Below are 16,814 nucleotides of genomic sequence, written 5' to 3' on the forward strand. Positions count from 1 at the left end.
CACATCAAATAAAGTATACGTTCTAAAAATATTAAAACTTTGAAAATCAAAAATTTAGAGTTAGAACATAGTTGGATTATTAACTACCGTAGCTGATAGTATAGATAAAATTATGCTATATACCAATATCAATAATACTTCAGTTACTTCCACAACAAATCCATATGTATCACCAGTAGTGCCACCTAACGCTTTTACAATATAGCGGTTTAATAATCGGTTAATAATATACGTAATAATCATGCTAACAATATTGATTTGGAAAATACCTATAGTAGCATATACTAACACACCTAGTCCTACCAAATACCCTACATCAGGTGCTGAAAAAATTGCATAAGCACCATATAAAAGTGTATATAATACTAAACCGATTAATAGTAATAGAATAGGCATAAAGAACGTAGATATGGTGTTATAAGTAATAACATATTTAGGTGCTAAATTAGCAAATGCTGCCCCCATCCCCTGTTCTCTAGCATATGGATAGGATCGAATACTAAAAACCATAGACCAGCGGCTCATTAAAGGCATCATAATGAGTGCCATAGGAATAAATTCAGCCGATGGAATCGAAGCTAATAATTGCCATTTCAAAAGTGTAACAAATACAAAAGCAACAACTCCAAAGGAGCCTATACGACTATCTTTCATGATTTCTAGTTTACGTTCTCTTTCACGGCCGGAAAACAAACCATCGCTTGTATCCATCAAACCATCAGCATGAAGGCCACCAGTTATTAAAAACTCAGCCACAACGATAATTAACATCAATGGCATAATCGGAATAAATGGCGACAATACGCCATATAATATAGCTAATATGAGACCAATAATAAGGCCCACATAAGGAAAGGCTACTACCGATTTACCAAAGTCCTCTACAGACCATTCAGTTTGATTTACAAGTTTTAAACGCGTTAAAAATTGTAGTGCTATAAAAAAAGGTGTCATTATACATTCATCCCATAGGTAATGACTGTACTAATGATGACCATTAGTATAGTCGTAACATACATCATATAAATAGTTCGTGTAATATGGTTGCGATTCAACTTTTCAATAGGGTCACCCATATATTCGCGAAAAGTCATTTTTTTGAAATATTGATTGTAACCACCTAAGCGAATATGTAAAGCTCCTGCAACTGGTGCTTCTGCGTAACCACCATTAGGGCTTGGATGTTTCTTAGCATCGCGCAAACCAATTTGGATCGCCTTTTTTGCATCAAAGCGTAAAAAGAATGCAGAAATTACAATTAATACAAAGGTAATTCGGGCAGGAATCCAATTTAATATGTCATCAAAGCGTGCAGCTACGCGACCAAAGTACAAGTACTTTTGATTCTTATAGCCTAACATAGAATCCATAGTATTAGCAGTTCTATAAAGAATAGCCCCCATAGGGCCACCGATAATAAAAAAGAAAAAAGGTGCAATGATACCATCTACCGTATTTTCCGCAATCGTTTCTACTGTAGCACGAGTGATTTCACTTTCATCTAGGTCTTCAGTATCACGTCCCACAATCCAGGATAAACGTTTACGAGCTTCTACGATATTACCTTGTTTTATTAACTGACTAATCGTAAAACCTGCGCCAGCCAATGAACGTGGAGAAATGGCGATGTAGAGGATCACTACTTCGAAAGCATAGTATACCCATTCGTCTACTACTCCACCTAGCCATAACAATAAAGATACTATGATATATACCGATATAAGAATTAAACCTACTGCAATACCACCGTACCACAATTTCTTCGTATCATTATCAGTGTCCTTATAAAGAACGGCTTCAAAAAAAGATATTATACGTCCAATAATGGCCACTGGATGATATTTACTATTAGGATCTCCAATAATTAAATCCAATAAAAATGCTAAAACTGGTATACACACAAAGTTATACTTCGAAAACCAGTGAAAAAATGTTAAATGTTCCATATATCTCCTCTACTATCCCAAAGTAGACATAATATAGTCCATATCTAAATGTTCCTCCACAATATCAGCTAAGCGATTATATGCCGTATTTTTATGGTCAAAATAATGGAATACTACATCTAATGGTTGTAATCCCTTACGTTCACGTAATTGATTGATAATAAATCGTCTAAACTCGTCATTATCAAATATACCGTGAATATATGTACCCATTACCTGATGATTGCCATCAATAAAACCATCAATAACATTGACAGCCTCTTCACTGCGACTTGTAATTGTAAAGCAACGAGACACTGTATCTGCTAGTGGTGTAGTATCCCCCATATGAATTTCATAGCCTACTAATTTTTCACCCCTGAAAGTACCATTTAAGAACTGTAAATTAGATACATTGAATTGTACTTGATGGGTAGTTTTTTGAGCCTTCATAGTCGTGGAGGATTCAACAAGGCCAAGTCCTTCAATTTCCTCGATATCACCTTCCATATGATGCGGATCATAAATAGTTTTACCTAACATTTGGTTACCGCCACAAATACCGATAACAGGTGTACCTTGAGCAGCCAATTTTTTGATTTCATCAGCAAAGCCTGTATCGCGTAAATATGTTAAGTCAGCCAATGTATTTTTAGAACCCGGTAATATAATTAAATCTGGTGTACCGATAACATCTCCAGGGCCTACAAAACGGACAGATACATCTGGCTCATAATTAAGTGCATCAAAGTCTGTAAAATTAGAGATTTTAGGTGTTTGCATAACTACGACCTGAATATCTTTAGTCCCACTATTGCGTTTGTTCTCTAATGCAACAGAATCTTCTTCATCAATATCGAGGTTTTCAATGGCAGGAATAACTCCTACCACTTTTTTACCTGTTTTTTCTTCAATAAATGTAAGAGCTGGTTCTAATAGTTTGATATCACCACGGAATTTATTGATAACGATACCTTTGATAAGATCGCGTTCTTCTGGTTCTAATAGTTCTAAGGTACCAACAATGGACGCAATAGCACCACCTCGGTCAATATCTGCAATGAGAAATACTGGAGCTTGAGTCATCTTGGCAATACGCATGTTTACAATATCATTTGCTTTTAAGTTAACTTCTGCAGGACTACCTGCACCTTCGATAACCATCATATCAAAATTTGAGTCTAAGAAATCGATAGACTCTTTAACCTTATCGAGAGCTGTTAGTGAATATTTAGTATGATATTCCTTAGCACTATATACACCAACAGGCTTTCCCATCAAGACAACTTGAGACGATTGATTACCTGTAGGTTTTAATAAAACAGGATTCATTTGAACTATTGGATCAATACCAGCGGCTTCGGCTTGAGCGACTTGAGCACGACCAATTTCATCGCCCCATTTTGTCACATAAGAATTGAGAGCCATATTTTGTGCTTTAAAAGGAACGGTCTTAAAACCTTTTCTATAAAAAATACGGCATAATGCAGTACAAAGAATACTTTTACCTACATTAGAACTCGTTCCTTGAAACATTATTTTCTTAGCCATTTATATGAACCTCCTGTGATTTCAATTCAATGGTAACACCACTAATTGTTAAATAGAGTTTATCTGCAACAGAAGCTACTGCTCGATTCACACGACCAGCAATATCTCTAAAATATCTAGCCAATTTATTATCCGGCACAATACCTAACCCAATTTCATTGGTCACAAATATAACTGTTTTACCTTCACATGATTGTATCGAGTCTAATAAAGTGTCTAATTCTGAAAGTATTGTCTGTTCTAACCTATTAGCATCTTCTTGACCACGAATGGAGCCATGAGCCATCATGTGATTGGTAGTGAACATGGTTAAACAATCTATAAGAATTACATCTGCTGATTGACTGATATTTTCCCATTCATCAGCTAAATGTAAAGGCACTTCAAAATTATTCCATATTTTTCCTCGTCGCTCTTGATGTTTTTTGATGCGATCCACCATTTCTTCATCAAAAGCTTGGCCCGTAGCTACATAAGCTTTTGGCCCCTTTGTAGCCAATGCTAAACGTTCAGCAAATTCACTTTTTCCACTGCGTGCCCCACCGGAACACAATATAATTTGTGATTTCATAATGCACCTATACAAGAATTTATAATTTCAGTATCATTATAAGTATAACAAAGGAGCGATACTATGGAAATTATGAATATGAAACTAAAAATGATGGCTACTTTATGGGATAACACATATCGTGTTGCCATCGATGACGGGCAAGGTAAATATATTGGTACTGCACGAGTAGTAGTAAATGTTCCGCTACCACCAGAAGCCTTACCAGAAAATGCACCTCAAGTTGAAGCACAACTCTTAGTATTAGTTGAAGACTTTGATTTCGGCGCTGATAAAATTATAAACTTTGAAACAACATTAGCCAATCTATTAAGAGAAAAATTCCGTTATGAAATTCCTCATATCTTTTTCTACTATCCTAGTCCTCAAGATGTTTTAAACCAAACAATTTCACAATAAGGTCTATAACGAGCAAAAAGCTATGTAAAATACATAGCTTTTTTTGTTTATTCTGCTCCAAGTTCTTCCTCTACACGACACAAGATAAAGCAAAGGTCGGATAGACGATTTAAGTATTTTAAATTAGATTCGTGAACACTTTCACCAGCGTCTAATACCCGCCATAAAGCGCGTTCCGCACGTCGAGTAATCGTTCTAGCTACATGTAAGTAAGCAGAAGATTGTTTTTCACCGGGAATAACAAAACTAGATAAAGGTTCTAATTTTGCATCAAAGCGATCTATAACTTTTTCTAAATGCTTTACATATTGCTCAGTAATTACCGGAGCGGCATTTAAACTTGCAATATCAGCCATTAATGTCCATAAGTTGCGCTCAATATCGTATAATTCAGCAGAAACACGTGGATTTTCAGCATAAGCGCGAGCCAATCCTAAAAAAGCTTGTAATTCATCGATTGTACCATAAGCTTCTACGCGTAAAGATGATTTCTGTACACGTTCGCCCGTGTATAAACCAGTTGTACCAGCATCACCTGTTTTTGTATAAACGCTACTTGCCATATGATTACCTCCTATAGATAACATGGATGTAGAAATAAAAGCTAAAGAATCCCAACCTTGAGATTATTTGTATTCAGGGAACCAAAGATGAATTTCACGAGCAGCGGCTTCTGGAGAATCAGAAGCATGTACTACGTTAGCATCCATTGTTAGGGCATAGTCACCACGAATACTACCAGGGGCAGCATCTACAGGATTTGTTGCTCCGTTTAAAGCACGTACGGATACAATTGCGTTCTCACCAGCTAACACAAAAGCAAGAACTGGGCCTGATGTAATAAAATCAACTAATTCACCAAAGAATAGCTTTTCCTTATGTTCTGCATAGTGTTCTTTCGCTAATTCACGAGGTACTTGTAAGAGTTTTAATGCTTTAACAACAAGGCCTTTACGTTCATAACGGCTAAGGATTTCACCACTTAATTGACGTTTAACTGCATCTGGTTTAATTAAAACTAATGTTTCTTGCATGATACCCTCCAGTAGATACTAATTATAATATTGCCTTTTCTTTATACTTTGGATTCATAGCTTGTTTCTTTAACTTTTGAATACGTTCTTCCGTGCGAGGATGTGTACTAAAAAGATTGCTCAAGCTTTCACCAATTCCCATCATAGGGTTAATAATAAACATATGGGCTGTAGCATTACTTGCATTAGGCAATGCACCATGTTTAGAGTAGTAGTCAATTTTTGCAAGTGCAGAAGCCAGTGCTAATGGATTGCGACACATATCTCCACCCCCCTCATCAGCTAAAAACTCACGAGTACGGGAAATACTCATCTGAATAAGACCAGCTGCGATAGGTGCAATAATGATTGTACCAAGAAGCGCCAAAGGGTTAGTACCTTCTCGATCATCGGAACGCCCAAATATGGCAGTAAATTGAAGTATATTGGCTATCATAGAAATAGCACCAGCCATCATAGCTGCAATTGTACTAATCAATGTATCTCGATTCTTAACATGTGTTAATTCGTGTGCAAGCACACCTTCTAATTCTTCATCAGTTAATAGACGTTGGATACCTTCTGTAACAGCAACTGCTGCATGACTAGGATTTCTACCTGTTGCAAATGCATTCGGTACTTCACTAGGAATGATATAAACCTTTGGCATTGGTAAATTACCATTTTTAGCCAATTGCTCTACCATTGCATATAGTTTTGGATTAGACTGTGCAGTAACAGGTTGAGCATTGTATTGGGCTAAAACGATTTTATCGCTGTACCAATAGGACATAAAATTCATACCCATGGATATGACAAACATCATAATCATACCGCTTCTGCCGCCAATCATATCACCAATAACCACTAAAATGGCTGTTAGCGTCGCTAATAAAAGTGTTGTTTTTATATTGTTCATAGTTTCCTCCAATTATTGTTATGGACTATGCCTAACACTATAATTATACCATAAACTATATAATTAACGCTCCAGTTGTATCAGCTTCTAAGCAATATATTTTATTTTCAATCTCATTTGCTGTGAATACGGCCCCCATAGCCTTTGCTACCTCTTGTACATGAGTTTTATCAACATAGGCAATCAGAGTAGAACCCGATCCACTGATAGTAGCACCGTAAGCTCCAGCAACTTTTGCGGCTTCAAAAACTTCATCACAATGAGGAATCAATGTCTTACGATAAGGTACATGCAAGTTGTCATCTAAGGCAACAGATAAATTACTTAATTGATGCGTAATTAAGCTTGTTACAAATAATGAAGCATGACTTACATTTTGTACAGCTTCTTTAAATGGAATATGATTTGGTAGCACAGAACGAGCATATTCAGTAGATACCATGACTTCTGGTACTACAACAGCAAAATATAGCTCCGGAGGAATAGAAATAACCGTGTTTAGTACCTTATTTTTTAAACCTGTAGCACAACATAAATTTCCGTAAATAGCTGGCGCTACATTATCTGGATGACCTTCCATACGATTTGCTATAACAAGTAACTCTTCTTTTGAAAGTGGATGCTTTACCAATGCATTCGCCAGTAAAAGCCCCCCTACGATAGCCGTACTACTACTACCTAGTCCACGAGATGGAGGAATTAAAGTTTCAGATGTTATATGACCATATCGAATTGGTTCTTGCGCAGTAGCAAAAACTTGATCCATAGCGAAGCCAATTAGATTCTTTTTAGGATCTTCAGCGCGTAAAATATCTGCGCCAAAGCCTTCAAAAGTATATGTATATTCTGTAGCATTTTCATCTGGTGTAAAGCTGAATATATTATAAAGATTAAGTGCTAATCCTAAGCAATCAAAACCTGGGCCACAGTTTGCACTAGTAGCAGGTACTTGTACACGAACAGTATTCATAATTAAGCTTCCATAATACGAATAACACTATTAACAGCCTTAACGGAACGCAAGCTGTTAAAGGAGTCTATAAGATTTAAAATATAAGATCTTGGGCATTTAGATGTAACAATGGCAAGAACTGCAGTTTCTGGATCCATATTTCGTTGAACGATGGATAAAACAGAAATCTTTTGTTCTGCTAATTTTGCAGAGATTTTTGCTAGTACACCTGTTTTATTATCCACTGCTAAACGCAAGTAGTAACTAGATTGAATTTTACCTGGAGAATAAATATCTTTTTGATCGTAATAGAACGGTTTCAAACGTCCTGTTTCATTATAAGAGACATTCTTTGCCACTTCCATAATGTCAGATACTACAGAACTACCTGTCGGTAAGCTACCTGCACCACGACCATATAACATGACATCGTCGATACCATTGCCCTTAACATAAATTGCATTGTAGGATCCTCGAACAGATGCTAATGGGTGTGTCGTAGGAATAAATGCAGGATATACATTTAGAGATAATCCTTGAGCAGTTTCTTTAGCAATACCTAATAATTTAATATTGTAACCAAACTCTTTTCCAAATTTTATATCTTCAGTATCAATACAAGTAATACCTTCTACAGTTACATCTTCAAAGAAAATACGACGGTTAAAACTAATGGATGCAAGTATTGCCAATTTACGAGCTGCATCAAGGCCTTCAACATCAGCTGTAGGATCCGCCTCTGCATATCCTAACTCTTGTGCTTCTTTCAATACATCTTGATAGCTTAAACCTTCTTCAGACATTTTAGTCAAAATAAAGTTTGTAGTACCGTTCATAATGCCAATGATTTCAGTAATACGATTACCGGCTAACGATTCATATAATGTGCGGATTATAGGAATACCACCTAAAACAGATGCTTCAAAACGTAAGTCTACCCCATTTTTACTCGCTAAGTCTAATAAGTATGGACCAGCTTCTGCTAATAAATCTTTATTTGCAGTTACCACATTCTTCTTAGCTTTTAAAGCACCTTCTACGCAATCCTTAGCAAAGTTTGTACCACCCATCAATTCCACTACCATTTGGATGGAATCGTCTTTTAACACTTCATCAATATCAGTTACATATTTAGCTGTTTCTGGTAATGTAATATGACTATATTTTTCTGGATTTCGTACGTAAATTTTTGAAATTTCAACATTGACACCTGTACGATTTTTAATTAATTCAGCATTGTCTTGCAATAAGTTAAAAGTACCTTGTGCAACAGTACCAAAACCTAATAAAGCAATTTTTATAGTGGTCATAATCGTCCTACTCTCTTAATTAGCCTATGCTTGGCCTAAAATTTCTACCTTGATAATACCCTTCATAGAGCGAATATCTAGCAATAAATCTTCTAATGAACCTTGTAAATCCTTGGTTTCAAAAGAAATGCTACTATTCGCAATGCCTTGTAATGGAATATCTTGATTAATCGTTAAAATACTACCGTTACGTTCAGCAATGGCTTTCAAAACGCTTGATAACATACCAGATTCATTTGACATAGAAACATAAATACTAACAATTTTTCCTTGAGCAATTTCAAAAAATGGAAAAACATAATCCTTGTATTTATAATACGCAGATCGACTTAAATCCATTTTTTCAACTGCTTCGTTAATTGTTTTAACCTCACCTAGTTTTAGAATTTCTTTTACTTTTATCGTCTTTTTTATAGCCTCTGGTAAAATATCTTCTTGAACCAGATAAAATTTATCTTTTTTTGGTTTAGACATAGAGCACACTCCCTTATTGTTTTCTTGAAGTTTCTTGGGCAACGAATTGTCGTCCATATAATGTTAATACTGCATACATACCGATGAAGAATGGCATATACTCAGCCACAACACGCCATCCTACAGCGATGATTCCCACTGTTCCATTAGGTACAAAGGCACTAAATAATACTACAAATAGACCTTCTGCAATGCCTGTTCCCCCTGGGGTTGGTGCAAAATACAAAATAAGATTTAATAAAATCATGCGATCTAAAATATCGATAATAGGAATATCTGGTGTGAAAGCATACATTAAGGCGGGTGCAATACAATATAAGCATAATAAACTCAAACCAGATTCAATAAAAACTATTAAAGATTGGACAGGTTGTTTATAAAGTAAACCAAGACCTTGATTTAGTGTTTCTAATTTAGAAAGCCAATCTTTAGTGTTATGTGCTTTAAATCGTTGTGCTAGATTATAGACAAATTGACGCATATACTTAGTCTGTAATATATAAGTTCCCACTAAGGTCGCTATAACAGCAAGCACGGCAAAAATCAAAAGCATATCACGAGAGATATATGGAATTTCAATAGCATCACGTAAGAATACTAATGGCAGCATAATGACCAAAAACATAATGGAAAATACGGTACGTATTAATACAATCGGTGTACCTTTAGATATAGGTACGCCATAACTTCTCAACACCAGTACTTGCGCGACAGCACCACCGCTAGCTCCAGGTGTCAACATAGCCATAAAATAATTACTAAAAATAACTCGTAGCACTGCTCGTATCGATAACTTGTAACCACCAATTTTTACGAGCCTTTGAAGTCGTAATCCATCAAAATACATACCTGCTACTAAAGCAACTAAAGCTAATAATAAGGAAATACTATTAAAAGATGATATGGCTTTCAATGCATCTAAATCAATAGTATAGTAAATAATACCAATTGATACAGCCAATAACAAGAGAAACATAAAGATGCCTCTCTTCATCATTTTACTCATACCAAGTCTCCATAATTAATGAGCTCTATATCATGTTGACTTATATATAATCGCGTATGACTGGAACAGAGTGCATGCAACTCATCTTCCCAATGATAACTCCAATTATAAAGCTTACTAAGAATACTACTATTACTACCTGGGTGAACCATCAATTCATGTGTACCAGAATGTTTATTTACCGCTTTTAGGATACCCATTAGAGATTTCTGATTTATATGACCTCCATTTACCATGCCCCAAAAATATTGGGTTGTAGTCATACAATTATTTCGTATGATTGGTCGCGCATTAGCCGCAACCGTTGATAAACCAACTTTACCAAGAAATCGAATTGGGGAATACATATAATTCATAAAACCAGTAGACTCATCGGGTATACGTATAGCATGTATACCAAAGGATTTTGCCTGTTCAATCACAATTGGCAATACCGTTGGTAACACATGCAAATGTTGATGTCCATCAATATGAGTTACCCTTAAGCCGGTATCCATTATTTGAGCTATTTGTGCATGAATCTCTTTACGTAATTCACTATAATTGATTTTGCCAGAGTAAATACGTTTAATAAATTCTACATAGTTCTCTGGAAATACACCTTCTGGTGTGAGAAGTGATGAAACTTCTGATGGATCACATACTGGTTTGACCCCACCCACCAAGGTAATATGAATACCAATGCCCAACTTAGGGTTTTGTTTTGCCATACTTACGGCTTCTGTAAAAGCTTCTCCTCCTGCCATTAAAGAGGTACTGGTAATAATACCTCTACGGTGACCATCAATAATACCAGCATTAACTGCACTATGAAGGCCAAAATCGTCTGCATTTACAATTAATTTGGACATAGTTATCTTCCTTTTCATGAAAAAAAGGGAGAACTTTGTTCTCCCACAAAGGATATATGTTATTTTACCAAATACACAACTAAAAAATCAATACAAAAGCCCTCTACTTGTTTACTAGTAGAGGACTTTTTATAAGGTCATAAAATTTTATCATATATATACTAAGGCATCAATTGTTCTTGTACTTTATACATACATAATGCAGCAGCTACGCTTACATTTAAGGATTCCATATCACCATACATAGGAATCATAATACGATTTGTACATAGATTCATAACCCCTGGTGTTACACCATTTCCTTCGTTTCCTAATACTAGCATAGTTCGCTTAGCATAACTTACAGTATGATAAGGATTGGAATGTTCTAAAGCTGTTACATAGCTAGTCATATTAGACTCGGTTACCATATCATGTAACAGAGATAAGGTAATGTCTTCATATAAAGGTATTTTATGTAAGGCGCTCATAGTACTGCGCACTGTCTTGTCATTAAAAGGGTCCACAGTTCCTTTCATCAAAAATATCCCTTTAACACCTGCTGCAACAGCAGTACGAATAATGGTACCTAGATTGCCGGGATCTTGAACACCATCTAATGTAATATATAAACCATCCACAATAGAAATTGATTCAATATCATATGTAGGCTTTGATACAATAGCAACTACACCTTGTCCATTTACGGTATTATCTACTTTATCAAACACTGGATCTTGTGCGATATATTTAGGTACAGATTGAACAGTATCTAAGTCTAATAAATCTAATATATTTTTATCTTGCGCTTTAGATTCACGTATAACGATTGTTTTTACTGCACCCATAGCTGCAATATCTCGAATAGAGCGAATGCCTTCAACGATGTACTCTCCATTTTTTTGGCGATTTTTACGTTGCCTTAATGAGATAATTCGCTTAATCATTTTATTATCTTTAGATTGGATAAATTCCATACTAACTCCCACTGTGTTGATTATTCCATAGATTATAAAAGGCCCCTTTTAAGTTGATAAGCTCATTAAAAGATCCTTTTTCTATTATTTTACCATATTCCATATACACTATTTTATTGGCATCTTCTACTGTTGAAAGACGATGAGCAATACTTACGATTGTTTTACTACCTCGAATATTTTCAATACTTGCTTGAATTTGCTTCTCCGTATGACTATCGATATTAGCCGTTGCTTCATCTAGCAATAGTATTGGTGTTTTTTTAATCAAGGTACGGCCAAAAGCCAATAATTGTTTTTGCCCATCAGATAATAAGGAGCCTAAATAACCAACCGGTGTCTCATACCCTTCCGGAAGTTGTTCAATCATAGCATCCAAGTTAACTTGTTTTGCTGCATTGACCATATCCTCATTAGAAATTGATGTATCAAAAAGTGTTAAGTTATCTCTAATGGAACCCTTAAATAGATAAGCTTGCTGAAAAACATATCCCATTAAATGACGAAGTACAGAACTGTCATAGTTAGCAATATTTATACCATTAATATAGATAGTCCCTTTTGTTGGTTTGTAGACCCCCATCAACAATGCTAAAAGTGTAGATTTACCACTACCAGAAGGACCTACAATACCTATGAATTCTCCAGCTTTAATATTTAATGTAAAGTCTTCTAGCGCATAAATGTCGTTATTTTCATAGGAAAACCACACATGATCAAATCTAATGGACTCTATATGTTTAAATTCATCAGGAATTTCATCAGCCATGTGACGATCTTCTTCCTCTAATAAGGGAACTAATCTTTCAGCACCAGCTAATGCACTTTGCAGTGAGTTATATTTATCTGCAATTTCCTTTAATGGTTGGAAGAATCGGTCCATATATTGGATAAAGGCAAATACTGTACCAGCGTTAGCTACAGAGTCTATTAAATTCGTAGTTGTAAAAATAACAATTAACGCAACAAAGAATAGACCATCTACGAGTGGTCTAAAAATTGAAAATGTAGTAACTTCAAAAAGACCTGCTTCTAAGAAACCTTTATTAACAGTATTATAACGTTCCTCAATTGCTTTTTCGCCACCATAGGATTTTACGATTACAATATAATTTAACAGTTCCTTGATACTCGCATTAGATGCAGCTACAGAGCGTCTTACCTGACGAAATGCCTTACGGGAAAACTTTTGAAACACCCAAATAATTCCACCCATTATAGGTAATAAAATTGTCATGATAATAGCTAGGGGTACATTAATAGCATACATAAATCCTAATATACCAATAATCATCAAACCGCTACTAGCTAAATTCAAAATTACATCTGTATATAATGTACGTAATGACTCTACATCATTAGTGATGCGAGTTACCCAATTACCGATTGGCAACTTATAGAATTCATCATGTGGTTTATTAAGAATCTTTTTAAAGACAATACTACGAATATTATAAATTATTTTTTGACCAAAACTTTTTAAAAAGTAATTCTCTACAAAAATAAATAAAACACTACCAATTATAGTAAGTCCATACATTAGAGCATAGTATTCAATAACAGCGATATCATTAGTGGCAAAGCCAAGATCGATGACTTGCTTTGTTATATACGGTCGTAAAAGTAATAGTACTAAATTTCCTGTTAGCGCAACCGTTGCTAATAATAGAATACCTAAATAAGGCTTGATGTAGGCAGTTATATAGGAAAATAGAGCCCAGTCATTTCTTAGATTACGCTTCTTCATGATGGGCCTCTCCTTTCTGCGCTTTATATAAGGTGTGGTATAAACCATTGTTAGCTAATAATTCTTTATGAGTACCTTCTTCTACGATACGCCCCTCATCGAATACTAGAATTTTATCGGCTTTCTCTACAACCTCTAATCGCTGTGAAATACATAAAATTGTTTGTTCTTTTACATTATGTAATGTATTTAAAATAGTTGTAACTGTTACTGCATCTAAAGCAGAAAAACAATCATCTAGCAATAAATATGGTGCATTTTTATAAAAGCCGCGAGCCATATTGATTCGCTGCTTTTGTCCACCTGATAAATCATGACCTTCTTCAGCAAGCTCATGTAAATCATCATTTAACAAATCGCCTAAATCTCTATATAAGTCTGCCTTTTGTGCCGCAACCTCTACAGTTTCATGCATAGATAAATTTTTACCAAATTTAATATTATCTGCAATGGTCGTACTTAAAAGGTAAGATTGTGTTGGCACATAAGCAATTGAGTTTCTAAGTTTTGATAAAGAAACAGCAGCTAAATCTTGATTACCAAAATAAATGGACTGTTCCGGACATTCTTGTAATCCAATAAGCAATTTAAACAATGTACTTTTACCAGAACCAGGTTTGCCAACTAAACCAATAAAAGAACCTTTCGGTATTGTCGTTGTCACTTGAGATAATGCATGGCCTTTAGAGTTTTCATAATTAAAATCTAAGTATCGGATGTGAATATCTTCAAGTGGCAATACCTCATCGGTATCATCTATTGTTTCAGTAGGCAAACGCAAGAAATCCATGATACGATCTAAAGAAGCAAGACCTTTTTGTACAATAGAAATAAGGCCCCCCAAGCCTATTAAAGGCCCTACAATTAACATTATAAAAGAGTTGATTGTAACAAATTCGCCTATAGTCATTTTACCTTCTACAGCTAAATGTCCACAAATAAAAATACTAATGCTGATACAGATAAAGGGTGCAATTCTTGTTAACGGTGTTAATATTGCATCTAGTAGTGCAACATCCATATTCTTCTTATAATTAAGTTTATTTATCTTTTCAAAAGAATTAGATATTATGCTTTCACGATTAAATGCTCGAATAACATCCATTCCTTGAAATAACTCTTGTCCAAACTCTGTTAAATCGCTATAAGTAGCTTGTGCACTACGTTGTTTAATGCGTAGCTTTCTGCCTAGTACAAATATAGCCACAATAATTAAAAATACAGGTGTCATAATTTTAAAAGCTAATACAGTATTAATCTTTTGAATTAAAATTATGGAGCCCACAATGGAATAGAAAATAATATCCACTATAATCATTACACCTAGACCAAGGGCAACACGTAGCGATGTTACATCGTTAGTCATGAGCGCCATAACCTTACCAGGTCCATTAGCCTCATAGTACGTTGTTTTTACTTGTAATGCTTTTCTGCACAAAATCTCACGAAAAAGATACTCCATGCGACGAATAGAGCCTAATAGGGTTCTGCGTGAGATAACTTTTAAAATAGTGATAATAATAAATAATAAAATGAAATAAAAAATATAAGTGACTAAACCTTCCTTATTATTGCTCAATGTATCTATAGCATTACCAATAAATTGAGGAACAAATAAAAAAGCCACATCAATTGCCATCAACATAGTTAAGCCAATGGCATAAATCCAGCCTTCACGCCGGAAAAACTGCATAAATAAATCTATTGGTTTCATAGGTCCTCTCTAACATATCCTATTAAGTCTAATCAAAATCATTGCCTATATAATCATTAGTATCATTATATTGTAATTGAATTTAAATCAAAACTTTAAAAGCTAAATCAACAAATTTTATTACGTTAACTTTACTCTTTATAGTATACACATTTTTTATAATACAATAATACACCTATAAGTATAACAGTTAGATTAAATATTTTTATCACAGCAGCAGTTGTATTTAAACAATATAAGTTAAATGACCTCTTTAAATTTTAATGGTAATCAATCTTAAAGTTTTTTCTAAATTAATACTATATCGAATTTTTTAGTTTACTTATAGTAATGTAAATGTTATACTATGCATATAAAGAAATTTTATCTTACATAATTAGAATTAAAACTCTTAGGAGGAATAAAACATGGAAAAACGTACTGGCGTAGTAACATTTGCAGGTGGCCCTATCACATTAGTTGGCCCAGAAATTAAAGTAGGTCAACAAGCTCCAGACTTCACTGTATTGAGTAATGACTTGCAAGCTAAAACTTTAAAAGACTTCGAAGGTAAAGTAAAAGTTATCTCCGTTGTTCCTTCCCTTGATACAGGTGTTTGTGATGCTCAAACTCGTTGGTTCAACCAAGATGCAACAGCTCTTTCCGAAGATGTAGTCGTATTGACAATTTCTATGGACTTACCATTTGCTCAAAAACGTTGGTGTGGTGCTGCGGGCGTAGATAAAGTTATTACTTTGTCTGACCACAAAGATGCTTCCTTCGGTGAAAACTACGGTTTCTTGATTGAAGAGCTTCGTCTTTTAACTCGTGGCGTTGTAGTAATCAACAAAGATAACAAAGTAACTTATGTTGAATATGTACCAGAAGTAACTCAAGCAGTTAACTTTGATGCTGCATTAGAAGCTATTAAGGCTGATATCTAATCTTAAGATTTTGCTAATAGCTTAATATAGAGATAAAAAGACCGTACGGTGTACGGTCTTTTTATATGTCCTATTGTAAATTATTATTTTATTTGGAGTATGTATGTGGATTCGTATTTCTCAGCTTATTTTAACCATTAAAAATATTGCACTTATTGGTGTTGGCATTGGTTTATGCATTGCTTTAATCAATAGTTTAGTAAACTTTGGTTTTATTGCATGGGCCAATATTCAAGGCTATAGTACTTATTCATTATTGATTGAAGAGATAATTACCTTCTTTCTCTACTTTGAATTTATTGCACTCATAATTAAGTACTTTAAGAATAACTTCCATTTTCCTCTCGATTTCTTCTTATATATTGGCATTACCGCCATTGTTCGTTTACTAATTATCGATCATGAATCAGCTTTGGACATGTTATTATGGTCTATTTCTATTTTAGTTCTAGTTTGTTGCCTAGTACTGGTAGAAAAATTTCTTAATAACAAATCGTAATAGC

At 34.7% G+C, this 16,814-nt stretch carries 18 protein-coding genes; 3 read left to right on the forward strand and 15 right to left on the reverse strand.

All coding sequences use genetic code 11. From position 1 onward, the window contains the following. Positions 1 to 60: 60 nt before the first annotated feature. The 4 genes from cobS to cobU are packed head-to-tail and all read right to left on the reverse strand — an operon-like array spanning position 61 to position 4,047. Positions 61 to 954 carry an adenosylcobinamide-GDP ribazoletransferase gene (gene cobS, locus E7L28_RS02405; protein ID WP_077708403.1) on the reverse strand — a complete coding sequence of 298 codons (894 nt, stop codon included), beginning with the start codon at positions 952 to 954 and terminating at the stop codon, positions 61 to 63. Beyond that, on the reverse strand, positions 954 to 1,946 hold the full coding sequence (gene cbiB / locus E7L28_RS02410; protein WP_012864349.1) for an adenosylcobinamide-phosphate synthase CbiB: 993 nt from the start codon (positions 1,944 to 1,946) through the stop codon (positions 954 to 956). The genes cobS and cbiB overlap by 1 nt, the downstream gene beginning before the upstream one ends. 12 nt (positions 1,947 to 1,958) lie before the next feature. Beyond that, the gene (locus E7L28_RS02415; protein ID WP_316691808.1) at positions 1,959 to 3,476 is read right to left on the reverse strand and encodes a cobyric acid synthase; all 1,518 of its coding nucleotides are present in this window, start codon (positions 3,474 to 3,476) and stop codon (positions 1,959 to 1,961) included. Beyond that, positions 3,469 to 4,047, reverse strand: coding sequence for a bifunctional adenosylcobinamide kinase/adenosylcobinamide-phosphate guanylyltransferase (gene cobU / locus E7L28_RS02420; protein WP_012864347.1), 579 nt, complete (start codon positions 4,045 to 4,047; stop codon positions 3,469 to 3,471). Before cobU ends, E7L28_RS02415 begins: the two co-directional genes overlap by 8 nt. Before the next feature lie 63 nt (positions 4,048 to 4,110). On the opposite strand from cobU, the gene E7L28_RS02425 reads away from it, so the two are divergent. Further along, a complete protein-coding gene (locus E7L28_RS02425) occupies positions 4,111 to 4,446 on the forward strand; it encodes a hypothetical protein (RefSeq protein ID WP_004695781.1) in 336 nt (111 codons plus the stop codon). A 47-nt stretch (positions 4,447 to 4,493) separates the two neighbouring features. Here E7L28_RS02425 and E7L28_RS02430 read toward each other — a convergent pair whose 3' ends face one another. The 11 genes from E7L28_RS02430 to E7L28_RS02480 form a co-directional block, all read right to left on the reverse strand. Continuing rightward, complete coding sequence (locus tag E7L28_RS02430; RefSeq protein ID WP_012864346.1) at positions 4,494 to 5,009, reverse strand: cob(I)yrinic acid a,c-diamide adenosyltransferase; 516 nt, start codon at positions 5,007 to 5,009, stop codon at positions 4,494 to 4,496. Between the two features lie 63 nt (positions 5,010 to 5,072). Beyond that, positions 5,073 to 5,480, reverse strand: coding sequence for a nucleoside-diphosphate kinase (gene ndk, locus E7L28_RS02435; RefSeq protein ID WP_316603728.1), 408 nt, complete (start codon positions 5,478 to 5,480; stop codon positions 5,073 to 5,075). Between the two features lie 22 nt (positions 5,481 to 5,502). Continuing rightward, positions 5,503 to 6,378 (reverse strand): zinc metalloprotease HtpX, encoded by an 876-nt coding sequence (htpX, locus tag E7L28_RS02440; protein WP_012864344.1) that lies wholly within the window; start codon positions 6,376 to 6,378, stop codon positions 5,503 to 5,505. Between the two features lie 55 nt (positions 6,379 to 6,433). Then, positions 6,434 to 7,348, reverse strand: a complete 915-nt coding sequence (thrB, locus tag E7L28_RS02445; protein WP_287501924.1) for a homoserine kinase — start codon at positions 7,346 to 7,348, stop codon at positions 6,434 to 6,436. Positions 7,349 to 7,350: 2 nt separating this feature from the next. Further along, positions 7,351 to 8,640 (reverse strand): homoserine dehydrogenase, encoded by a 1,290-nt coding sequence (locus tag E7L28_RS02450; protein WP_287507395.1) that lies wholly within the window; start codon positions 8,638 to 8,640, stop codon positions 7,351 to 7,353. Between the two features lie 24 nt (positions 8,641 to 8,664). Next, complete coding sequence (locus E7L28_RS02455) at positions 8,665 to 9,114, reverse strand: ACT domain-containing protein (protein WP_004695770.1); 450 nt, start codon at positions 9,112 to 9,114, stop codon at positions 8,665 to 8,667. Between the two features lie 13 nt (positions 9,115 to 9,127). Next, entirely contained in the window at positions 9,128 to 10,120 is a 993-nt protein-coding gene (locus E7L28_RS02460) for a lysylphosphatidylglycerol synthase transmembrane domain-containing protein (protein ID WP_012864341.1), read from the reverse strand. After that, positions 10,117 to 10,971, reverse strand: coding sequence for a ChbG/HpnK family deacetylase (locus E7L28_RS02465; protein WP_316603729.1), 855 nt, complete (start codon positions 10,969 to 10,971; stop codon positions 10,117 to 10,119). The genes E7L28_RS02460 and E7L28_RS02465 overlap by 4 nt, the downstream gene beginning before the upstream one ends. 161 nt (positions 10,972 to 11,132) lie before the next feature. Continuing rightward, positions 11,133 to 11,927 (reverse strand): TrmH family RNA methyltransferase, encoded by a 795-nt coding sequence (locus tag E7L28_RS02470; protein ID WP_316603730.1) that lies wholly within the window; start codon positions 11,925 to 11,927, stop codon positions 11,133 to 11,135. Position 11,928: 1 nt separating this feature from the next. Then, a complete protein-coding gene (locus tag E7L28_RS02475; RefSeq protein ID WP_316603731.1) occupies positions 11,929 to 13,674 on the reverse strand; it encodes an ABC transporter ATP-binding protein in 1,746 nt (581 codons plus the stop codon). After that, the gene (locus E7L28_RS02480) at positions 13,661 to 15,388 is read right to left on the reverse strand and encodes an ABC transporter ATP-binding protein (RefSeq protein WP_316603732.1); all 1,728 of its coding nucleotides are present in this window, start codon (positions 15,386 to 15,388) and stop codon (positions 13,661 to 13,663) included. The genes E7L28_RS02475 and E7L28_RS02480 overlap by 14 nt, the downstream gene beginning before the upstream one ends. 407 nt (positions 15,389 to 15,795) lie before the next feature. Here E7L28_RS02480 and tpx point away from each other — a divergent pair, with 407 nt between their 5' ends. Both tpx and E7L28_RS02490 read left to right on the forward strand, forming a co-directional pair. Next, the gene (tpx, locus tag E7L28_RS02485; protein WP_008600893.1) at positions 15,796 to 16,311 is read left to right on the forward strand and encodes a thiol peroxidase; all 516 of its coding nucleotides are present in this window, start codon (positions 15,796 to 15,798) and stop codon (positions 16,309 to 16,311) included. 103 nt (positions 16,312 to 16,414) lie between these two features. Further along, positions 16,415 to 16,810, forward strand: a complete 396-nt coding sequence (locus E7L28_RS02490) for a phosphate-starvation-inducible protein PsiE (RefSeq protein ID WP_008600892.1) — start codon at positions 16,415 to 16,417, stop codon at positions 16,808 to 16,810. The last annotated feature ends 4 nt before the right edge of the window (positions 16,811 to 16,814 follow it).

The organism is Veillonella parvula, from assembly GCF_032575955.1.
Classification (GTDB): domain Bacteria; phylum Bacillota; class Negativicutes; order Veillonellales; family Veillonellaceae; genus Veillonella; species Veillonella parvula_J.